This is a genomic window from Parerythrobacter aurantius (assembly GCF_045291475.1).
GTDB lineage: Bacteria > Pseudomonadota > Alphaproteobacteria > Sphingomonadales > Sphingomonadaceae > Parerythrobacter > Parerythrobacter aurantius.
Genome location: NZ_CP147985.1, coordinates 1,954,365 through 1,968,015 on the forward strand (window position 1 = coordinate 1,954,365; position 13,651 = coordinate 1,968,015).

Here is a 13,651-nt window from a genome sequence, read left to right on the forward strand (position 1 = left end):
GATCAGCCCACGATACCGCTGAGCACCGCAAGGCCGAGGAAGGCGAGGAAGCCCATCGAATCGGTGATCATGGTCACGAACACGCTGCTCGCCACTGCCGGGTCCTGGTCGAGCCGGTCGAAGGCTACCGGCACCAACACGCCGGCAAGGCCCGCGATGCAGATGTTGACGATCATCGCCATGGCAATGACCACCCCCAGTTGCGGGGTGAAAATCAGCGCAGTCGCCGCGCCGATCAGCAGGGCGATGGTCCCGCCGTTGAGCAGTGCCACGCGCGCCTCGCGCCACAGGATGCGGCCGGTGTTGGAGCGGGTCAGCTGGTTGGTGGCGATGGCGCGGACGGTGACGGCCATGGTCTGCGTCCCGGCATTGCCGCCGATGCTGGCGACGATCGGCATGAGGACGGCGAGCGCCACCAGCTGCTCGATCGCGGCGCCGAAGAACCAGATGATCCCGCTGGCGACGAGCGCGGTGCCGAGATTGGCGACCAGCCAGCGCACACGCGCGGAATAGGCATCGCGGATCGGCTCGTTGATGTCGCCGTCGCCCGCGCCGGACATCAGCAGCGCGTCCTCGCCCGCCTCTTCGGAGATGATGTGGACGATATCGTCGACCGTCATCTGGCCGACCAGCCGCCCGTCCTCGTCCACGACAGCGGCGCTGATGAGGCCGTATTTCTGGAACATCAGCGCGACCTCCTCCTGGTCGAGCGTGACGGGGATCAGCGTCTGGTCGCGCTTCATCACGTCGCCCAGCGCGACCTGGCGCGGGGTGGTGAGGATCCAGCTAAGCGCGCAGGTGCCGACCGGGTGGTGGCGCATGTCGACCACGAAGATCTCGAAGAATTCGGTCGGCAGATCCTCGTCGGTGCGCAGGTAATCGATCAGGTCGCCGACGGTCATGTGCTCGGGCACCGCGACGAGCTCGCGGCTCATCAGGCGGCCGGCGGTCTCCTCCGGATAGGCCAGAGCGCTTTCGATCGCGGCGCGGTCTTCCGCCTCGACCTCCGCGAGCACCGCCTGCTGGTCTTCCTCGTCGAGATCTTCGATCAGCTGGACGGCGTCGTCGGTGTCGAGCTGTTCGATGATGGTCGCGACCGCCTCGGGCGCGAGGCCTTCCATCATGTCCTCGCGGACGTAATCGTTGAGCTCGGCGATCACGTCGCTGCTCATCAGGTCGCTGATGGCGGCAGCGAGCGGGCTGCGTTCGTCCTTGTCGCACAGTTCGAACAGGTCGGCGATGTCGGCGGGGTGGAGCGGTTCGACCAGGTCGTAGACCCGCTCGTTCTCCCCAGCTTCCAGCGCCTCGCGCACGGCGCGGACATATTCCGGCTTGAGGATGTTTTCTTCGTCGAGCCGCTCGTCGTCCATCCGGTCGTCGGGGGCGGGGGCATCGTGGCGCGCTTCGGCGCCCGCATCGGCTGCGGTCATCAGCTCTTCGTCGAGGCGATCTTCGCTGGACATGCGGGCGGGTCTAGGCGGGTCGCACGGGAATGCAAGACAGAGGGTGGAATAGCTGCCGGACAGTCTCTAAGGGGCGCACAACCATACACAGGAGAACTCCATGGCCGATACGCTGACCCTTACACTCGATACCGGCAACGGCACCGGCGGCGACGTCGTCATCAAGCTGCGGCCCGACCTCGCGCCGGGCCATGTCGCGCGCATCACCGAGCTGGCGCAGGAAGGCTTCTACGACGGCGTCAAGTTCCACCGCGTCATCCCCGGTTTCATGGCGCAGGGCGGCTGCCCCAACGGCACCGGCATGGGCGGCAGCAGCAAGCCCGACCTCAAGGCCGAATTCAACGCCGAACCGCATGTCCGCGGCGTCTGCTCGATGGCCCGCACCGCCGTGCCCGACAGCGCCAACAGCCAGTTCTTCATCTGCTTCGACGATGCGACCTTTCTCGATCGCCAGTACACGGTTTGGGGCCAGGTCGAGAGCGGCATGGAACACGTCGATGCGCTGCCCGTCGGCGAGCCTCCGCGCGAACCGGGCAAGATCGTGAAGGCGACCGTTTCCTGACGATGATCCTCGGGCGTGAGCTCGAGGAAACGCTGGCCGCGCTTTCGGCTGTCATGGCCTCCGCGCAGGAGGACTGGTGGCTGATCGGCAGCGCGGCGGTGGCGCTGCACGGCGCCGATCCGGGCAAGATCGCCGATGTCGACGTGGTCCTGTCCGAAGCGGATGCGTGGGTGATCCTGCCGCAACTGGGATTGCCGGTGCAGGGCGGGCCGGGCCATCACCAGTTCGCCTCGCATATCTTCGCCACCTGGCGGGCCGCGCCGCTGCCGGTCGAGCTGATGGCGGGCCTGCGGCAGTGCATCGACGGGGCCTGGCATGCCGTCCAGCCGCAAACGCGCGTCGGGAAATGGGGTGAGGGCTGGCAGGTGTTCGTGCCGGAACGCGAGGAGCTTGCAGCTATCCTGCGCAGCTTCGGCCGGCCCAAGGACCTCGCGCGGCTGGCGGCGCTTACAGCCCTGCCTTGACCAGCCAGTCGTGGAACAGGCGAACGGGGCGGCTTTCGAGCGCAGTCGGCTTGCACACGAACCAGTAGCTGTAGGGGCTGTCGACCTCGATCCCGAACAGTTCGGTCAGGCGCGGATCGTCCGCCCGCCGCAAATGGTCGTCATGCATGATGGCGATGCCAAGGCCCTGCGCGGCCGCCTCGAGGATGATCTGCCCCGAATCGAAATGGTCGATCGCCATGGGGTCGAGATCGCGCATGCCCAGCGCATCCTTCCACGCCATGAAGCTTTCGGGCAGCTCGTTATGGATCAGGAACGTCTGGCGGGCGAGGATCGCCTCTTCCGGGTTCTTGCCGATCCGTGCGGCCAGCTCCTTGCTGCAGATCGCGTGGACCTTGTTCTCGTCGAGCCGCACGGCATGCAGGCCCCGCTCCGGCCCCCGGCTGAGGATGATCGCAGCATCCAGCGTGTCGCCTACCCGTTGTTCGAGATGCGGCCCGGTATCGATGTCGATATGCAGCAGCGGGTGCAGCTTGCGCAGTTCCGAAATGCGCGGAAACAGCCGCTGCGTGCCGAACAGCGGCAGCACGCCCAGCCTGAGCCGCAGGAGGGAGAGATTGTCCGACTGTCCCTCGACCGCGCGGGCCAGCGCTTCGAAATGCGGGTTCACTGCCTCGTAGAAGTGATGCCCTTCGTCGGTCAGCGCCATCGCCTGTCGCGCGCGCGTGAACAGTTTCTTCCCGACAAATTCCTCGAGGTTCGCAATGCGGCGGCTCAGTGCACTTGGGCTCAGGTTAAGCTCTTCGGCCGCGGCCCGGGCGGACCCGAGGCGGACCGTGCGCATGAAGGCTTCGAGCGCTCGCAGCGGAGGAAGACGACGGGAGACCATAGCGCTGCAATGGAGTGCAAAAACTGCAATGTCGAGGCGAGATTTGGACTGTAGTTTGCAGTTTTCGCCGCAATAACGCGGTTAAAGGTCGGCTTCGTGCACTTCCCGGGGCGGGGCGTGGAGGCGCAGGCGGGTGACATGAGTCTCGTCACCGGCGGTCACCTCGATCTTCCACCCGCTCGGATGTTCGACGATCTCGCCGACCTTGGGCACGCGCTCCGCCAGCACGAAGGCCAGCCCGCCCAGCGTATCGACCGCTTCCTCGACTTCGCCGAGGCGCGGGTCGATCTGCTGCGCCACGTCGTCCAGTTCGGCGCGTGCGTCGCAATCCCACATGCCTTCCCCAATGTCAGCGATCCAGACCTCCGGCGCATCGTCGTGCTCGTCCTCGATCTCGCCGACGATCTCCTCGACCAGATCCTCGATGGTGATCAGACCGTCGGTGCCGGAAAACTCGTCGAGCACGATGGCAAGGTGGGTCCGGTTGCTGCGCATGTCGGCCAGCACGTCGAGCGCGCCGCGCGTCTGCGGAACGTAGAGCGGCTGGCGCATCAGCACCGTCCAGTCCTCGGGCGGATCTTTCCCTCCGACCAGGAAGGGAAAGACGTCCTTGATGTGGATCATGCCGATCACATCGTCGAGCTGGTCGCGATACACTGGCAGGCGCGAATGGCCGTGCTCGGCCAGGGCATCGAGCAGTTCCTGCCATGTCGATTTGGCATCCACGGCGATGATCTCGCCGCGTGGTACGGCGACATCGTCGGCATCGTGTTCGCTGAAATGCAGCAGGTTACGCAGCATCTGCCGCTCGATCTGCGACAGGTCGCCATTGGCCGCCGGCTCGCCGTCGGCGACCCCGTCGTCCTCGTGCTCGTCGATGGCTTCCTCGAGCGCGGCGCGCAGGGAACGGTCGCCGCCTTGCGGATCGAACAGCCTGCGCAACGCAAGCATCAATCCGCCTCTACTCTCCGCGTCTCCCGCGGATTGCTCACTGTCGGGCATGGCCCTCGTCGTGCTCCTCATCTCCGGAGGTCATCGCCTCGCGGTCCCCATATGGGTCCGCGATGCCCAGTTTGGCAAGCGCCGCAATTTCCAGCGCTTCCATTTCTTCTGCCTCCGCTTCGGACCCGACATGGTCGTGCCCGGCAAGATGCAGGAGCCCGTGCACGATAAGATGCGTGGCGTGGTCTGCCAGCGAGATACCCTTTTCGCCCGCCTCGCGCAGGCAGGTCTCGCGCGCCAGCGCTATGTCCCCCAGCAGCTCGGGCGGGCCTTCCTGCGGCAGGCCCATCAAGTCCTCGCGGTCGAGCATGGGAAAGGACAGGACGTTGGTCGGCTTGTCGCGCTGCCGCCATTCGCGATTGAGACGGTGGACTTCGGCATCGCTGGTGAAGAGGATACTGGCCTCGAGGCGGTCCGCCGCCAGCAGGGGCTCGGCCGTCGCCGTCGCCATCGCCGCGCGCGCGGCCAGCGCGGCCCAGTCGCCGTCCGGCCAATGTTCGATATCGACTTCAAGCTTCATGGCGGTGCCCTAGCTTCATCGGGGGCGTTTGGGAAACCCGGACCTTCCCCGACCGATAGGCTGCGTGCCTGCCGCATTTCGGCTCATCGCGCGGGGGCAACCGGTCACCCGCCCGGCGCAATTTGCGGCAGGGGCCGTTCATGGAGTAGCAAGGCGCCGGGCAACAGGCCCGTTCACCGGGGCGCTTGCATACGGGACTGACCGTGGGACAAGGCAGCAATCATACAGGGGACAGAAACTTCACCGGCCGCACCGGCATGGGGCGTCCGGCGGGCGGCGTGGCGTGACCATCGCTTCGGCCGCTTCAATCCAACAAGGAGTCGTAACCATGCGTATCACTTCCAACGGGACCAAGGCCTTGCTGGCTGCGGCAGCCCTGACCCTGCCGATCACGGCAGGCCTTTCCGCCCAGCAGGCCGGCTACCCCGTCGACGGGGACCAGATCACCGTGACCGGCATGGTCCCGGCCGACCTCGAAGGCATGCCCGAAGGCCCGGAAATCGAAGGCTTCATCTCCGCGCGCAAGGGCGAACAGATGCAGGTCACCACGGCTGAAGGCACCAGCACCGTCGTTGCCATCAGTTCGGCCAGCGAAATCCGTTCGGCCGGCGGCTTCCTCGGCCTCGGCCGCGACAAGCTGGGTCAGGATGCGCTGCTCAACGGGCTGCCCGTCACCGTTAAGACCGTCCAGTGGGGCAACGGCCTCATCGCCAGCAAGGTGGCGCTGAAGACCCGCGACCTCAAGACCGCGCGCATGATCCGTACCGGTACGGCGCAGGGTTTTGCCGAGCAGACCGCGGCCACCGACGCGCTCCGCAGCCGCGTGGCCGATATCGACCAGTACAACGTCAAGGGCACCACCAACGTGTACTTCGACACCGGCAAGCACAACCTGACGCCCGAAGCGCAGGCCGATCTGTGCGAAGCAGCATCGCAGGCCAACAGCATGGACAATGCCATGCTGCTCGTGGTCGGCTACACCGATTCGACGGGTGATTACGACTTCAACCAGACGCTGAGCGAAAAGCGCGCGGCGCGGGTGGTCAACTACCTGCAGCAGCAGTGCGGCTGGAAGCCGTATCGCATGCTGACGCCGACGGGCATGGCCGAGGCCGACCCGGCAGCGGACAACAACACCGACTACGGCAAGCAGCAGAACCGCCGCGTCGCCGTCAACATCCTAGTGAGCAAGGGCCTCGACGGTCTTTGACCAATGCGAGGGGGCGGGAGACTATTCCCCCGTCCCCTCGTAAGCCTCGACGATCCGGCCGACGATCGGGTGGCGGACGACGTCCGCCGCGGTGAAGCGGATCGTGCCAAAGCCCTCGACACCTTCCAGCTTGTCGACCGCATCGGCGAGGCCGCTCATGCGGTCGCCGCCGGGGATGTCGACCTGGCGCGGGTCGCCGCACACGACCATGCGGCTGTTCTGGCCGAAGCGGGTGAGGAACATCTTCATCTGCTCGCGCGTGGTGTTCTGCGCTTCGTCGAGGATGATGAAGCTGTCCGCCAGCGTGCGCCCGCGCATGAAGGCGATGGGTGCGATCTCGATCTCGCCCGATGCCAGCCGCCGCTCGACCTGTTCGGGCGGCATGGTGTCATAGAGCGCGTCGTATAGCGGGCGCAGGTAGGGATCGACCTTGTCCTTCATGTCGCCGGGCAGGAAGCCCAGCTTCTCGCCCGCTTCCACCGCCGGGCGGCTCAGGATCAGCCGCTGCACGCTGCCGTTGATGAGCTGCGCCACAGCCTGCGCCACGGCGAGGTAGGTCTTGCCGGTGCCCGCAGGCCCGAGCGCGAAGATGATGTCGTCGCGCGCTAGGCTGCGCATGTAGACCGCCTGCGTCGCGCTCCGCGGCACGATGGTCTTGCGCCGCGTGCGGATCATGATCGGCGGGCCGCCGTTGTCGCCTTCCATGATGCCCGCCAGCGTCGGCTCGTTCGACATGGCGATCATTGCTTCGATCGCGCCGGCATCGAGTTCCTGCCCTTGCGCCAGACGATCGTACATCGATTGCAGCGTGTCGCGTGCGCGGGCGACATTGTCTTCCGGTCCCTCGATCTGCACATGATCCCCGCGGGCCGAGATGAACACGCCGAGCCGGTTCTCGACCTGGACCAGATTGGCATCGAACTGCCCGAACAGCGGGACCAGCAGCGACTGGTTGTCGAATTGCATGTCCGCCCTGGCGCGGCGGATTTCACGAAGCGGGACCGGATCGGGCGAGAATGCCGAATGTCCGGTGCGGGATGGTTTGCGGCCCATGCGGCTCCTTTTGCTTGCGACTCGAAGTCTAGGACAGAACGCACGAGACGCAAGAACGCCCGCTGAACGCGGCTGGGGAAAGTCATGGCCTTGTCACCAAGGGGACTGCCCGTTACGCTCGCGCAACCACGCGGTGGACCGGGGAGGCGGATAGTGAAATGGCTCGCGATTGCCGGATCGGCACTGTGTCTGGTGGCTTGTTCGGACGCAGGTACCGCGACCGATGCAGCGGTGGACGAGGCCAAGGCAACTGCCACGTCGCCGTCGCCTGCCGACCGGGAAGAGGACATACGCCATTTCCTGTTGCAGGAATATCCCGAGGCAGCGCCGATGCGCTATGCCCTGGCCTTCACCGATCTCGATTCCGACGGCGCGGACGAGGCGATCGTCTATCTCGTCACCCCCTATTTCTGCGGCACGGGCGGCTGCAACACGATCATCCTGACACCCGCCGGGCCGATGTGGCGCAAGGTGGCCGAAATCAGCGTTTCGCGCCCGCCGGTCACGGTCATGGACAGCACCACCAACGGGTGGAAGGATATCACTGTCGCGATTTCTGGCGGAGGCACGGCTGCGGGCAATGCGCTGCTCAGGTTCGACGGCACTGCCTATCCCGGCAATCCCACCGTTCCGCCGGCTGAACCCGTTGCCGGGACGGGCACGGAAGTGATCGGCGCCGAGCCGGCGTTCGAATTGCTCGCCGCGGAAAAGGGATCAGGCAGCTAGCGTCGCGGATCCGAGCAACCGGCCGGAAAGGGAATTGGGCCCCGCCTCGACCAGCTCGACCTGGACGAGGTCGCCGAATTCAGCCTCTCCTTCGAACCAGACGCTTTGCAGCCAGGGCGACTTGCCGAGCCATTGGCCGGGCAGCTTGCCCCTTCGCTCTACCAGCACTTCGCAGCGCTTGCCGACGCTCGCCTCGTTGAACGCCAGCTGGTCGCGGCCCAGTGCGGCCTGCAGGCGGGCGAGGCGGTCTTCCATCACTTCGCGCGCGATCTGGCCGTCCATGTTCGCGGCCGGGGTGCCGGGGCGGGGGGAATACTTGAAGCTGAAGGCCTGCGCATAGCGGACCTCGTCCACGATCCGCAGCGTGTCCTCGAACTCGGCCTCGGTCTCGCCGGGGAAGCCGACGATGAAATCGCCGCTCAGTGCGATGTCGGGCCGCGCCGCGCGGAAGCGTTCGAGCAGACGGAGGTAGCTTTCCGCCGTATGGCTGCGGTTCATCGCCCTGAGCACGCGGTCGTTGCCCGACTGCACCGGCAGGTGGAGATAGGGCATCAGCTTGTCGACCTCGCCGTGCGCGGCGATCATGGCGTCATCCATGTCGGCCGGGTGGCTGGTGGTGTAGCGGATGCGGGCGAGGCCGTCGATCCCGGCGAGCGCCCTGATCAGGCCCGCGAGGCCCTGCGCCCGGCCCTTGTCGTCCTCGCCATGCCAAGCGTTGACGTTCTGGCCCAGTAGAGTGATCTCTTTCGCCCCTGCCTCGACCAGTTTCTGCGCTTCGCTGACGAGGTCTCTGTAAGGCCGCGAGATTTCCGCGCCGCGGGTATAGGGCACGACGCAATAGGTGCAGAACTTGTCGCAGCCTTCCTGCACGGTGAGGAAGGCGGTCGGGCCGATCTTGCGGCGTGCGGGCAGGGCATCGAACTTGGCGATCGGAGGCATGTCGGTGTCGGTCGCGCGCTCGCCCTTGACGGCCTTGTCGAGCATTTCGGGCAGGCGGTGATAGGCCTGCGGGCCGACCACCATGCTCACCGCCGGGGCGCGGGCCATGATCTCCTCGCCTTCGGCCTGCGCAACGCAGCCGGCGACCGCGATCAGTGGTTCCTTCCCCGCTGCCTTGCCTGCCTTCACCAGGCGGCCGATGTCGGAATAGACCTTCTCTGCCGCTTTCTCGCGAATGTGGCAGGTGTTGAGCACCACCAGATCCGCTTCCTCGCCTTCGGGCGCGGGCATGATGCCCTTTTCAGCCAGTAGCTCGGCCATGCGCTCGCCGTCATAGACGTTCATCTGGCAGCCGAAGCTCTTGACCCGGTAGGTGCGCGGGTTCCTTGGGGAGGCGTCAGTGGGTTTCATGAGCGCGCGCCTTTAGGGCATGGGCGCGGCAGTGCCAAGTGGGCGCTATTCGATCGGCACTGCGGGCGCGCTGTAGCGCACAGGCGGCACATCGTGCACGAAGGGGCGGACCGGATGGCCGAGGCATTCCTCCAGCTTTGCCTCGATCTCCTCGCGCGCCTTCGCGGCGATGGCCTTGCGGCCGCGATATTCTTCGGGGCTGAAGGGTTCGAGGAAATGGATGCCGAGCCGGAAGCTGCCCTTGCGGCTGAGCACGCGGCGGAAATTGTTGACCCCGCTCTCGTTGCCGACCCAGCCGATCCATTCCGCAACCGGCCCGTAGTCGAGCACGATGGGTTGAACCAGCACGCCGGGGGGTGGCGGTTCCAGCACGCTCAGCATGCTGCTCTTGAACGGCAACAGCGAATGGCCATCGGTGGTGGTGCCTTCGGGGAAAACCGTGACCGACCAGTTGTCCATCAAGGCTTCGCGCAGGGCGTTGATCTGTTCGGCGACGCCGAGCCGGTTCTCGCGCTTGACGAAGACGGTGCGGTTGAGCCCGCATAGCCAGCCGACCACCGGCGCCTCGGCCAGCTCGGCCTTGGCGACGAAGGCGGTGCCGCTCGCACCGGCAATGGTCAGGATATCGACCCAGCTGACGTGGTTGGAGATGAAGAACACATCGCGGCGCAGCGGGGTGCCGTAACGATCGACCCTTGCGCCGACGATCCAGCCGGTCACGCCGAGGAACCACATCGGGAAAGGCGAACCGTAGGAGATGATGCGGTAAAGATAGTGCAGCGGGACGAACACCAGCAGCGCCAGCGCGATCAGCGCGGTGCGACCGATGAAGCGCAGGTTTCCGGCCAGGGTAAGCGGTGTGGTTTCGCCCAGCGCGGCGGCCTGGCGCAGCTTCCACTCGTGCGATTCAGGGTCCTGCCAGGGCCGGTCAGTCGTCACGGCCGATGCGGACCCCGTACAGTTCCATCCGGTGGTCGACGAGGCGATAGCCGAGCTTCTCGGCGATCTGTTTTTGCAGCGCCTCGAGTTCCGGGTCCACGAATTCGACGACCTTGCCGGTCTCGACATCGATCAGGTGATCATGATGCGCCTCGGGCGCGGGTTCGTAGCGGGCGCGGCCGTCGCCGAAATCGTGCCGGTCGAGAATCCCGGCCTCTTCGAACAGGCGCACGGTGCGATAGACCGTGGCGATGGAGATCTTGGGATCGATCGCGGAGGCGCGCTGGTGCAGCAGCTCGACGTCGGGATGGTCCTGGCTGTCCGAAAGCACGCGGGCGATGACCTTGCGCTGCTCGGTGATGCGCAGGCCCTTGTCGGCGCACAGCTGTTCGAGATCGATCCGCTCGGGCAAACCCAAAGTCTCCGCAAAATGAAACGCCCCGCACCCTTAGAGGGGCGGGGCGCTGCACTCAAGCGAGGGTTATCCCCCGCGATCCCGAAAGGCGCGATCAGGCGGTCTTCTTCTTGCGGCCGCGCTTCTGGCCCGGCTGGCGGCCGAGGCCGATCTTCTTGGCGAGATCGCGCCGCGTTTCCGCATAATCGGGGGCAACGACCGGATAGTCACCGCCCAGGCCCCAGCGGGCGCGGTATTCGTCGACGGTCAGGCCGTGCTCGGTCGAAAGATGGCGTTTCAGCATCTTCATCTTCTTGCCGCAGTCCAGGCAGACGATGTGATCCTTTTTCACCGAAGAGCGGATCGGCACCGCCGGGTCCGGCCGGACTTCCGGTGCTGCGGTCTTCTGGCCCAGTCCTGCCAGAGCGCCATAAACGCTAGTAATGAGCGAAGGCACGTCTGCGACATCGACATTGTTGTTGCTGACATGCGCGGCCACGATGTCGGACGTGAGCGTGATCAACGTTTCCGACATATCGGTTCCGATTTCTTCCATGGGTTCCTCAACTTTTTTGCGATCGATATTTGCGGAGTCCCACCCGCAAGATCAATTTTCGTGGTGCGACCCGTCCGTGAGCATGGAACAATTTGTACGATTATTCAATACTGCCGCCAATTTAGAGGCAATTGCCTGCTGCGGGATACGCCGTGGCGCAGATTTACAACATCTTTACGAAGGTGATTGCGTCCAGCCGGTTTCCGCCCGCCGTGGTGTAATAGCCCTTGCGGCGGCCGATGGGGGTAAAACCGGCGCGCGAATAAAGGGCGGCGGCCGGGTTGTTCTCGCGCATTTCGAGGAACAGCCGGTCGGCGCCGCGCCCGCGTGCGTCATCCGCCAGCAGGTCGATCATCCTCGCGCCGAGGCCTCGACCGCGCCATTGCGGGGCCGTGGCGATCAGCAGCAGTTCCTCCTCCCCAGGCGCGGCACGCACCATGGCAAAGGCGGCGGTGGGTTTGTCATCCAGCGGCGGATCGCCATCGGCATCGATCAGCCGGTAATGCGTGCTCGCCATCATCAGCGAACCTTCGACCTGTCGCCGCGTCCAGGCCTCTCCCCATTGCGGGTCGAACGAGGCTTCCATCACCGCCATGATGCGGTCTATGTCGTCCATCATCCGGCGAGCTCGGACGCGAGCCTGGCGTCGGGCGCACGGCCATAAATCGGCTGTATCTGCGGTGACAGCAGGGCTTCGGGCAAGGCAAGCACGTGGCGCGCATCCGGCAGTATGTCGAGCACGGTCCGGCCGGGGCCTTCTTGGGCGGCCCTCTCGCGGGCCTTGCTTCCGGCAAATATAGTGCCGGTTCCATATCCCGACGCCTTGTCGGGCGTCAGGGACCGGAGCGACTGGCTGGGGAGGCCGTCCTCGCCGAAATCCTGGATGAACCACTCGCCGTGCCCGCCGGTCATGCAGACCGTGACCGGCTGGCCCGGATGCTCGGCCCGCGCCATCGCCGCGACCAGCGCCAGCGTGGGATAGCCCAGCACCTCGGCCCGCCACACCAGCGCGAGGGCGCGGGCGGTCGCGATCCCGATGCGGATGCCGGTGAAACTGCCGGGACCGAGGGCCACCAGGATGCGTCCCGCCCGCCCCTTGTCAGGCAAGCCCTGTATCATCGGCACCAGGTGTTCGGCGTGGCCGCGCCCGAGGATACGGTGGTCGTGCGCGATCAACCGTCCGCCATCGAACAGGGCGACCGAGCAGGCTTCGGTCGAACAGTCGATGCCGAGCGTCCGCATTCCCCCGGCCCGCCCGTCAGGCTATGGTGTTGAAGCGGTCGAACTCCGGCCGCGGGCTGCGATCGAAAATCGTGCTCTTGTCGCCGTAGCCGATGGAGCAGATCCAGTCGGCACGATAGCTAGGCTGATCCGCGAAAAAGTCTTTGGTAGCGGCTTCCCGGTCGAACCCCGACATCGGCCCGCAGTCGAGGCCCATGGCCCGCGCCGCCAGCATCAGATAGGCCCCCTGCAGGGCGCTGTTGCGGAACGCGCCTTCCTTGCGGCCTTCGCGGTCGCCATCGAACCAGCTCTTGGCATCGGTGTGCGGGAACAGCCAGGGCAGCTCTTCGTGAAAATCGATGTCGTAGCCGATGATGACGCAGACCGGTGCGGTCAGGATCTTCTTCTTGTTGGCCTCCATCGCGGTATCGGCCAGCTTCTGCTTGGCTTCCTCGCTACGGCACCAGACGAACCGGCCCGGCTGCATGTTGGCGGAGGTCGGCCCCATTTTCAGGAGGTCGTAAATGCCGCGGATCTGCGCATCGCTGACAGGTTTGTCGAGCCAGCCGTTGTAGCTGCGCGCCTCGTTGAACAGCTGGTCGAGCGCGGCGTCCGACAAGACGGTATCGTGGAACTGCTTGGTCATGGGGGTCCTTCCGTTACGGTGGCGGGCTCAGGCCGCCCGGACTTCAACCACTTCCGGCACGTAATGTTTCAGCAGTCCTTCGATCCCCTGCTTCAGCGTCGCGGTCGAGGACGGGCAGCCTGAACAGGCGCCCTGCAAGGTCAGGTAGACGACCCCGTCCTTGAACCCGCGATAGGCGATGTCGCCGCCGTCGCCGGCCACGGCGGGGCGGACCCGGGTCTCCAGCAATTCGGTGATCTGTTCGACGATATCGGCATCCTCCGGGTTTTCCTCGAACAGCAGCGCGTCTTCGGCAGGGACCGAAATGCCCGCAGCGCTGCCGCCTGCGAACAGCGGCGCTTGACTGACGAAATGGTCGAGCAGGATCGAGACGACCTGCGGCTTCAGGCTCGGCCACTCGGCCCCGGGGGCCTTGGAGACGGATACGAAATCGCTACCGAAAAACACGTTGGTGACTTCGCCGGTATCGAACAGCGCCTGCGCCAGCGGGCTTGCCTCGGCTTCTTCGGGGCCGGCGAATTCGCGCGTACCGGTCGGCATCACCTGCCGCCCGGGCAGGAACTTGAGCGTCGCGGGGTTTGGCGTGGTTTCGGTTTCGATGAACATGGCCGCGATGTAGGGATGCGCCGCCATTGCGGCAAGCTATTCACTGTCCCTTCACTTCCTTCGCATCTATA

At 65.6% G+C, this 13,651-nt stretch carries 17 protein-coding genes; 4 read left to right on the forward strand and 13 right to left on the reverse strand.

The features are described 5' to 3' along the window. Positions 1-2: 2 nt before the first annotated feature. Positions 3-1,463, reverse strand: coding sequence for a magnesium transporter (gene mgtE / locus WAB17_RS09730; RefSeq protein ID WP_435417160.1), 1,461 nt, complete (start codon positions 1,461-1,463; stop codon positions 3-5). 100 nt (positions 1,464-1,563) lie between these two features. Here mgtE and WAB17_RS09735 point away from each other — a divergent pair, with 100 nt between their 5' ends. Both WAB17_RS09735 and WAB17_RS09740 read left to right on the forward strand, forming a co-directional pair. Further along, the gene (locus tag WAB17_RS09735) at positions 1,564-2,025 is read left to right on the forward strand and encodes a peptidylprolyl isomerase (RefSeq protein WP_435417161.1); all 462 of its coding nucleotides are present in this window, start codon (positions 1,564-1,566) and stop codon (positions 2,023-2,025) included. Between the two features lie 2 nt (positions 2,026-2,027). Then, positions 2,028-2,489, forward strand: a complete 462-nt coding sequence (locus WAB17_RS09740) for a hypothetical protein (protein WP_435417162.1) — start codon at positions 2,028-2,030, stop codon at positions 2,487-2,489. Here WAB17_RS09740 and WAB17_RS09745 read toward each other — a convergent pair. The 3 genes from WAB17_RS09745 to ybeY form a co-directional block, all read right to left on the reverse strand. Further along, the gene (locus WAB17_RS09745; RefSeq protein ID WP_435417163.1) at positions 2,473-3,357 is read right to left on the reverse strand and encodes a LysR substrate-binding domain-containing protein; all 885 of its coding nucleotides are present in this window, start codon (positions 3,355-3,357) and stop codon (positions 2,473-2,475) included. The genes WAB17_RS09740 and WAB17_RS09745 overlap by 17 nt on opposite strands. An 81-nt stretch (positions 3,358-3,438) precedes the next feature. Next, the gene (locus tag WAB17_RS09750) at positions 3,439-4,308 is read right to left on the reverse strand and encodes a hemolysin family protein (protein ID WP_435417164.1); all 870 of its coding nucleotides are present in this window, start codon (positions 4,306-4,308) and stop codon (positions 3,439-3,441) included. A gap of 37 nt (positions 4,309-4,345) precedes the next feature. Continuing rightward, entirely contained in the window at positions 4,346-4,879 is a 534-nt protein-coding gene (gene ybeY / locus WAB17_RS09755) for an rRNA maturation RNase YbeY (protein ID WP_435417165.1), read from the reverse strand. Positions 4,880-5,207: 328 nt separating this feature from the next. Here ybeY and WAB17_RS09760 point away from each other — a divergent pair, with 328 nt between their 5' ends. After that, positions 5,208-6,089 (forward strand): OmpA family protein, encoded by an 882-nt coding sequence (locus tag WAB17_RS09760; protein WP_435417166.1) that lies wholly within the window; start codon positions 5,208-5,210, stop codon positions 6,087-6,089. A gap of 21 nt (positions 6,090-6,110) precedes the next feature. On the opposite strand, the gene WAB17_RS09765 is transcribed toward WAB17_RS09760, so the two are convergent. Beyond that, positions 6,111-7,142 (reverse strand): PhoH family protein, encoded by a 1,032-nt coding sequence (locus tag WAB17_RS09765; RefSeq protein ID WP_435417167.1) that lies wholly within the window; start codon positions 7,140-7,142, stop codon positions 6,111-6,113. Positions 7,143-7,295: 153 nt separating this feature from the next. Here WAB17_RS09765 and WAB17_RS09770 point away from each other — a divergent pair, with 153 nt between their 5' ends. Beyond that, positions 7,296-7,868: a hypothetical protein gene (locus WAB17_RS09770; protein ID WP_435417168.1), complete on the forward strand. Its 573-nt coding sequence runs from the start codon at positions 7,296-7,298 to the stop codon at positions 7,866-7,868. Here the strand turns inward: WAB17_RS09770 and miaB are convergent. The 8 genes from miaB to WAB17_RS09810 form a co-directional block, all read right to left on the reverse strand. Then, a complete protein-coding gene (miaB, locus tag WAB17_RS09775) occupies positions 7,857-9,218 on the reverse strand; it encodes a tRNA (N6-isopentenyl adenosine(37)-C2)-methylthiotransferase MiaB (RefSeq protein WP_435417169.1) in 1,362 nt (453 codons plus the stop codon). The genes WAB17_RS09770 and miaB overlap by 12 nt on opposite strands. Before the next feature lie 45 nt (positions 9,219-9,263). Next, positions 9,264-10,157 carry a lysophospholipid acyltransferase family protein gene (locus tag WAB17_RS09780; protein ID WP_435417170.1) on the reverse strand — a complete coding sequence of 298 codons (894 nt, stop codon included), beginning with the start codon at positions 10,155-10,157 and terminating at the stop codon, positions 9,264-9,266. After that, positions 10,147-10,569 (reverse strand): Fur family transcriptional regulator, encoded by a 423-nt coding sequence (locus tag WAB17_RS09785; protein ID WP_435419369.1) that lies wholly within the window; start codon positions 10,567-10,569, stop codon positions 10,147-10,149. The genes WAB17_RS09780 and WAB17_RS09785 overlap by 11 nt, the downstream gene beginning before the upstream one ends. Positions 10,570-10,666: 97 nt before the next feature. Continuing rightward, positions 10,667-11,107, reverse strand: a complete 441-nt coding sequence (locus WAB17_RS09790) for a MucR family transcriptional regulator (protein ID WP_435417171.1) — start codon at positions 11,105-11,107, stop codon at positions 10,667-10,669. A 163-nt stretch (positions 11,108-11,270) separates the two neighbouring features. Next, on the reverse strand, positions 11,271-11,726 hold the full coding sequence (locus WAB17_RS09795; RefSeq protein WP_435417172.1) for a GNAT family N-acetyltransferase: 456 nt from the start codon (positions 11,724-11,726) through the stop codon (positions 11,271-11,273). Then, positions 11,723-12,349 carry a tRNA (adenosine(37)-N6)-threonylcarbamoyltransferase complex dimerization subunit type 1 TsaB gene (gene tsaB, locus WAB17_RS09800; protein ID WP_435417173.1) on the reverse strand — a complete coding sequence of 209 codons (627 nt, stop codon included), beginning with the start codon at positions 12,347-12,349 and terminating at the stop codon, positions 11,723-11,725. The genes WAB17_RS09795 and tsaB overlap by 4 nt, the downstream gene beginning before the upstream one ends. Positions 12,350-12,365: 16 nt before the next feature. After that, positions 12,366-12,974, reverse strand: a complete 609-nt coding sequence (locus WAB17_RS09805) for a malonic semialdehyde reductase (RefSeq protein WP_435417174.1) — start codon at positions 12,972-12,974, stop codon at positions 12,366-12,368. Positions 12,975-13,001: 27 nt separating this feature from the next. Continuing rightward, the gene (locus WAB17_RS09810) at positions 13,002-13,580 is read right to left on the reverse strand and encodes a NifU family protein (RefSeq protein WP_435417175.1); all 579 of its coding nucleotides are present in this window, start codon (positions 13,578-13,580) and stop codon (positions 13,002-13,004) included. Positions 13,581-13,651 lie beyond the last annotated feature (71 nt).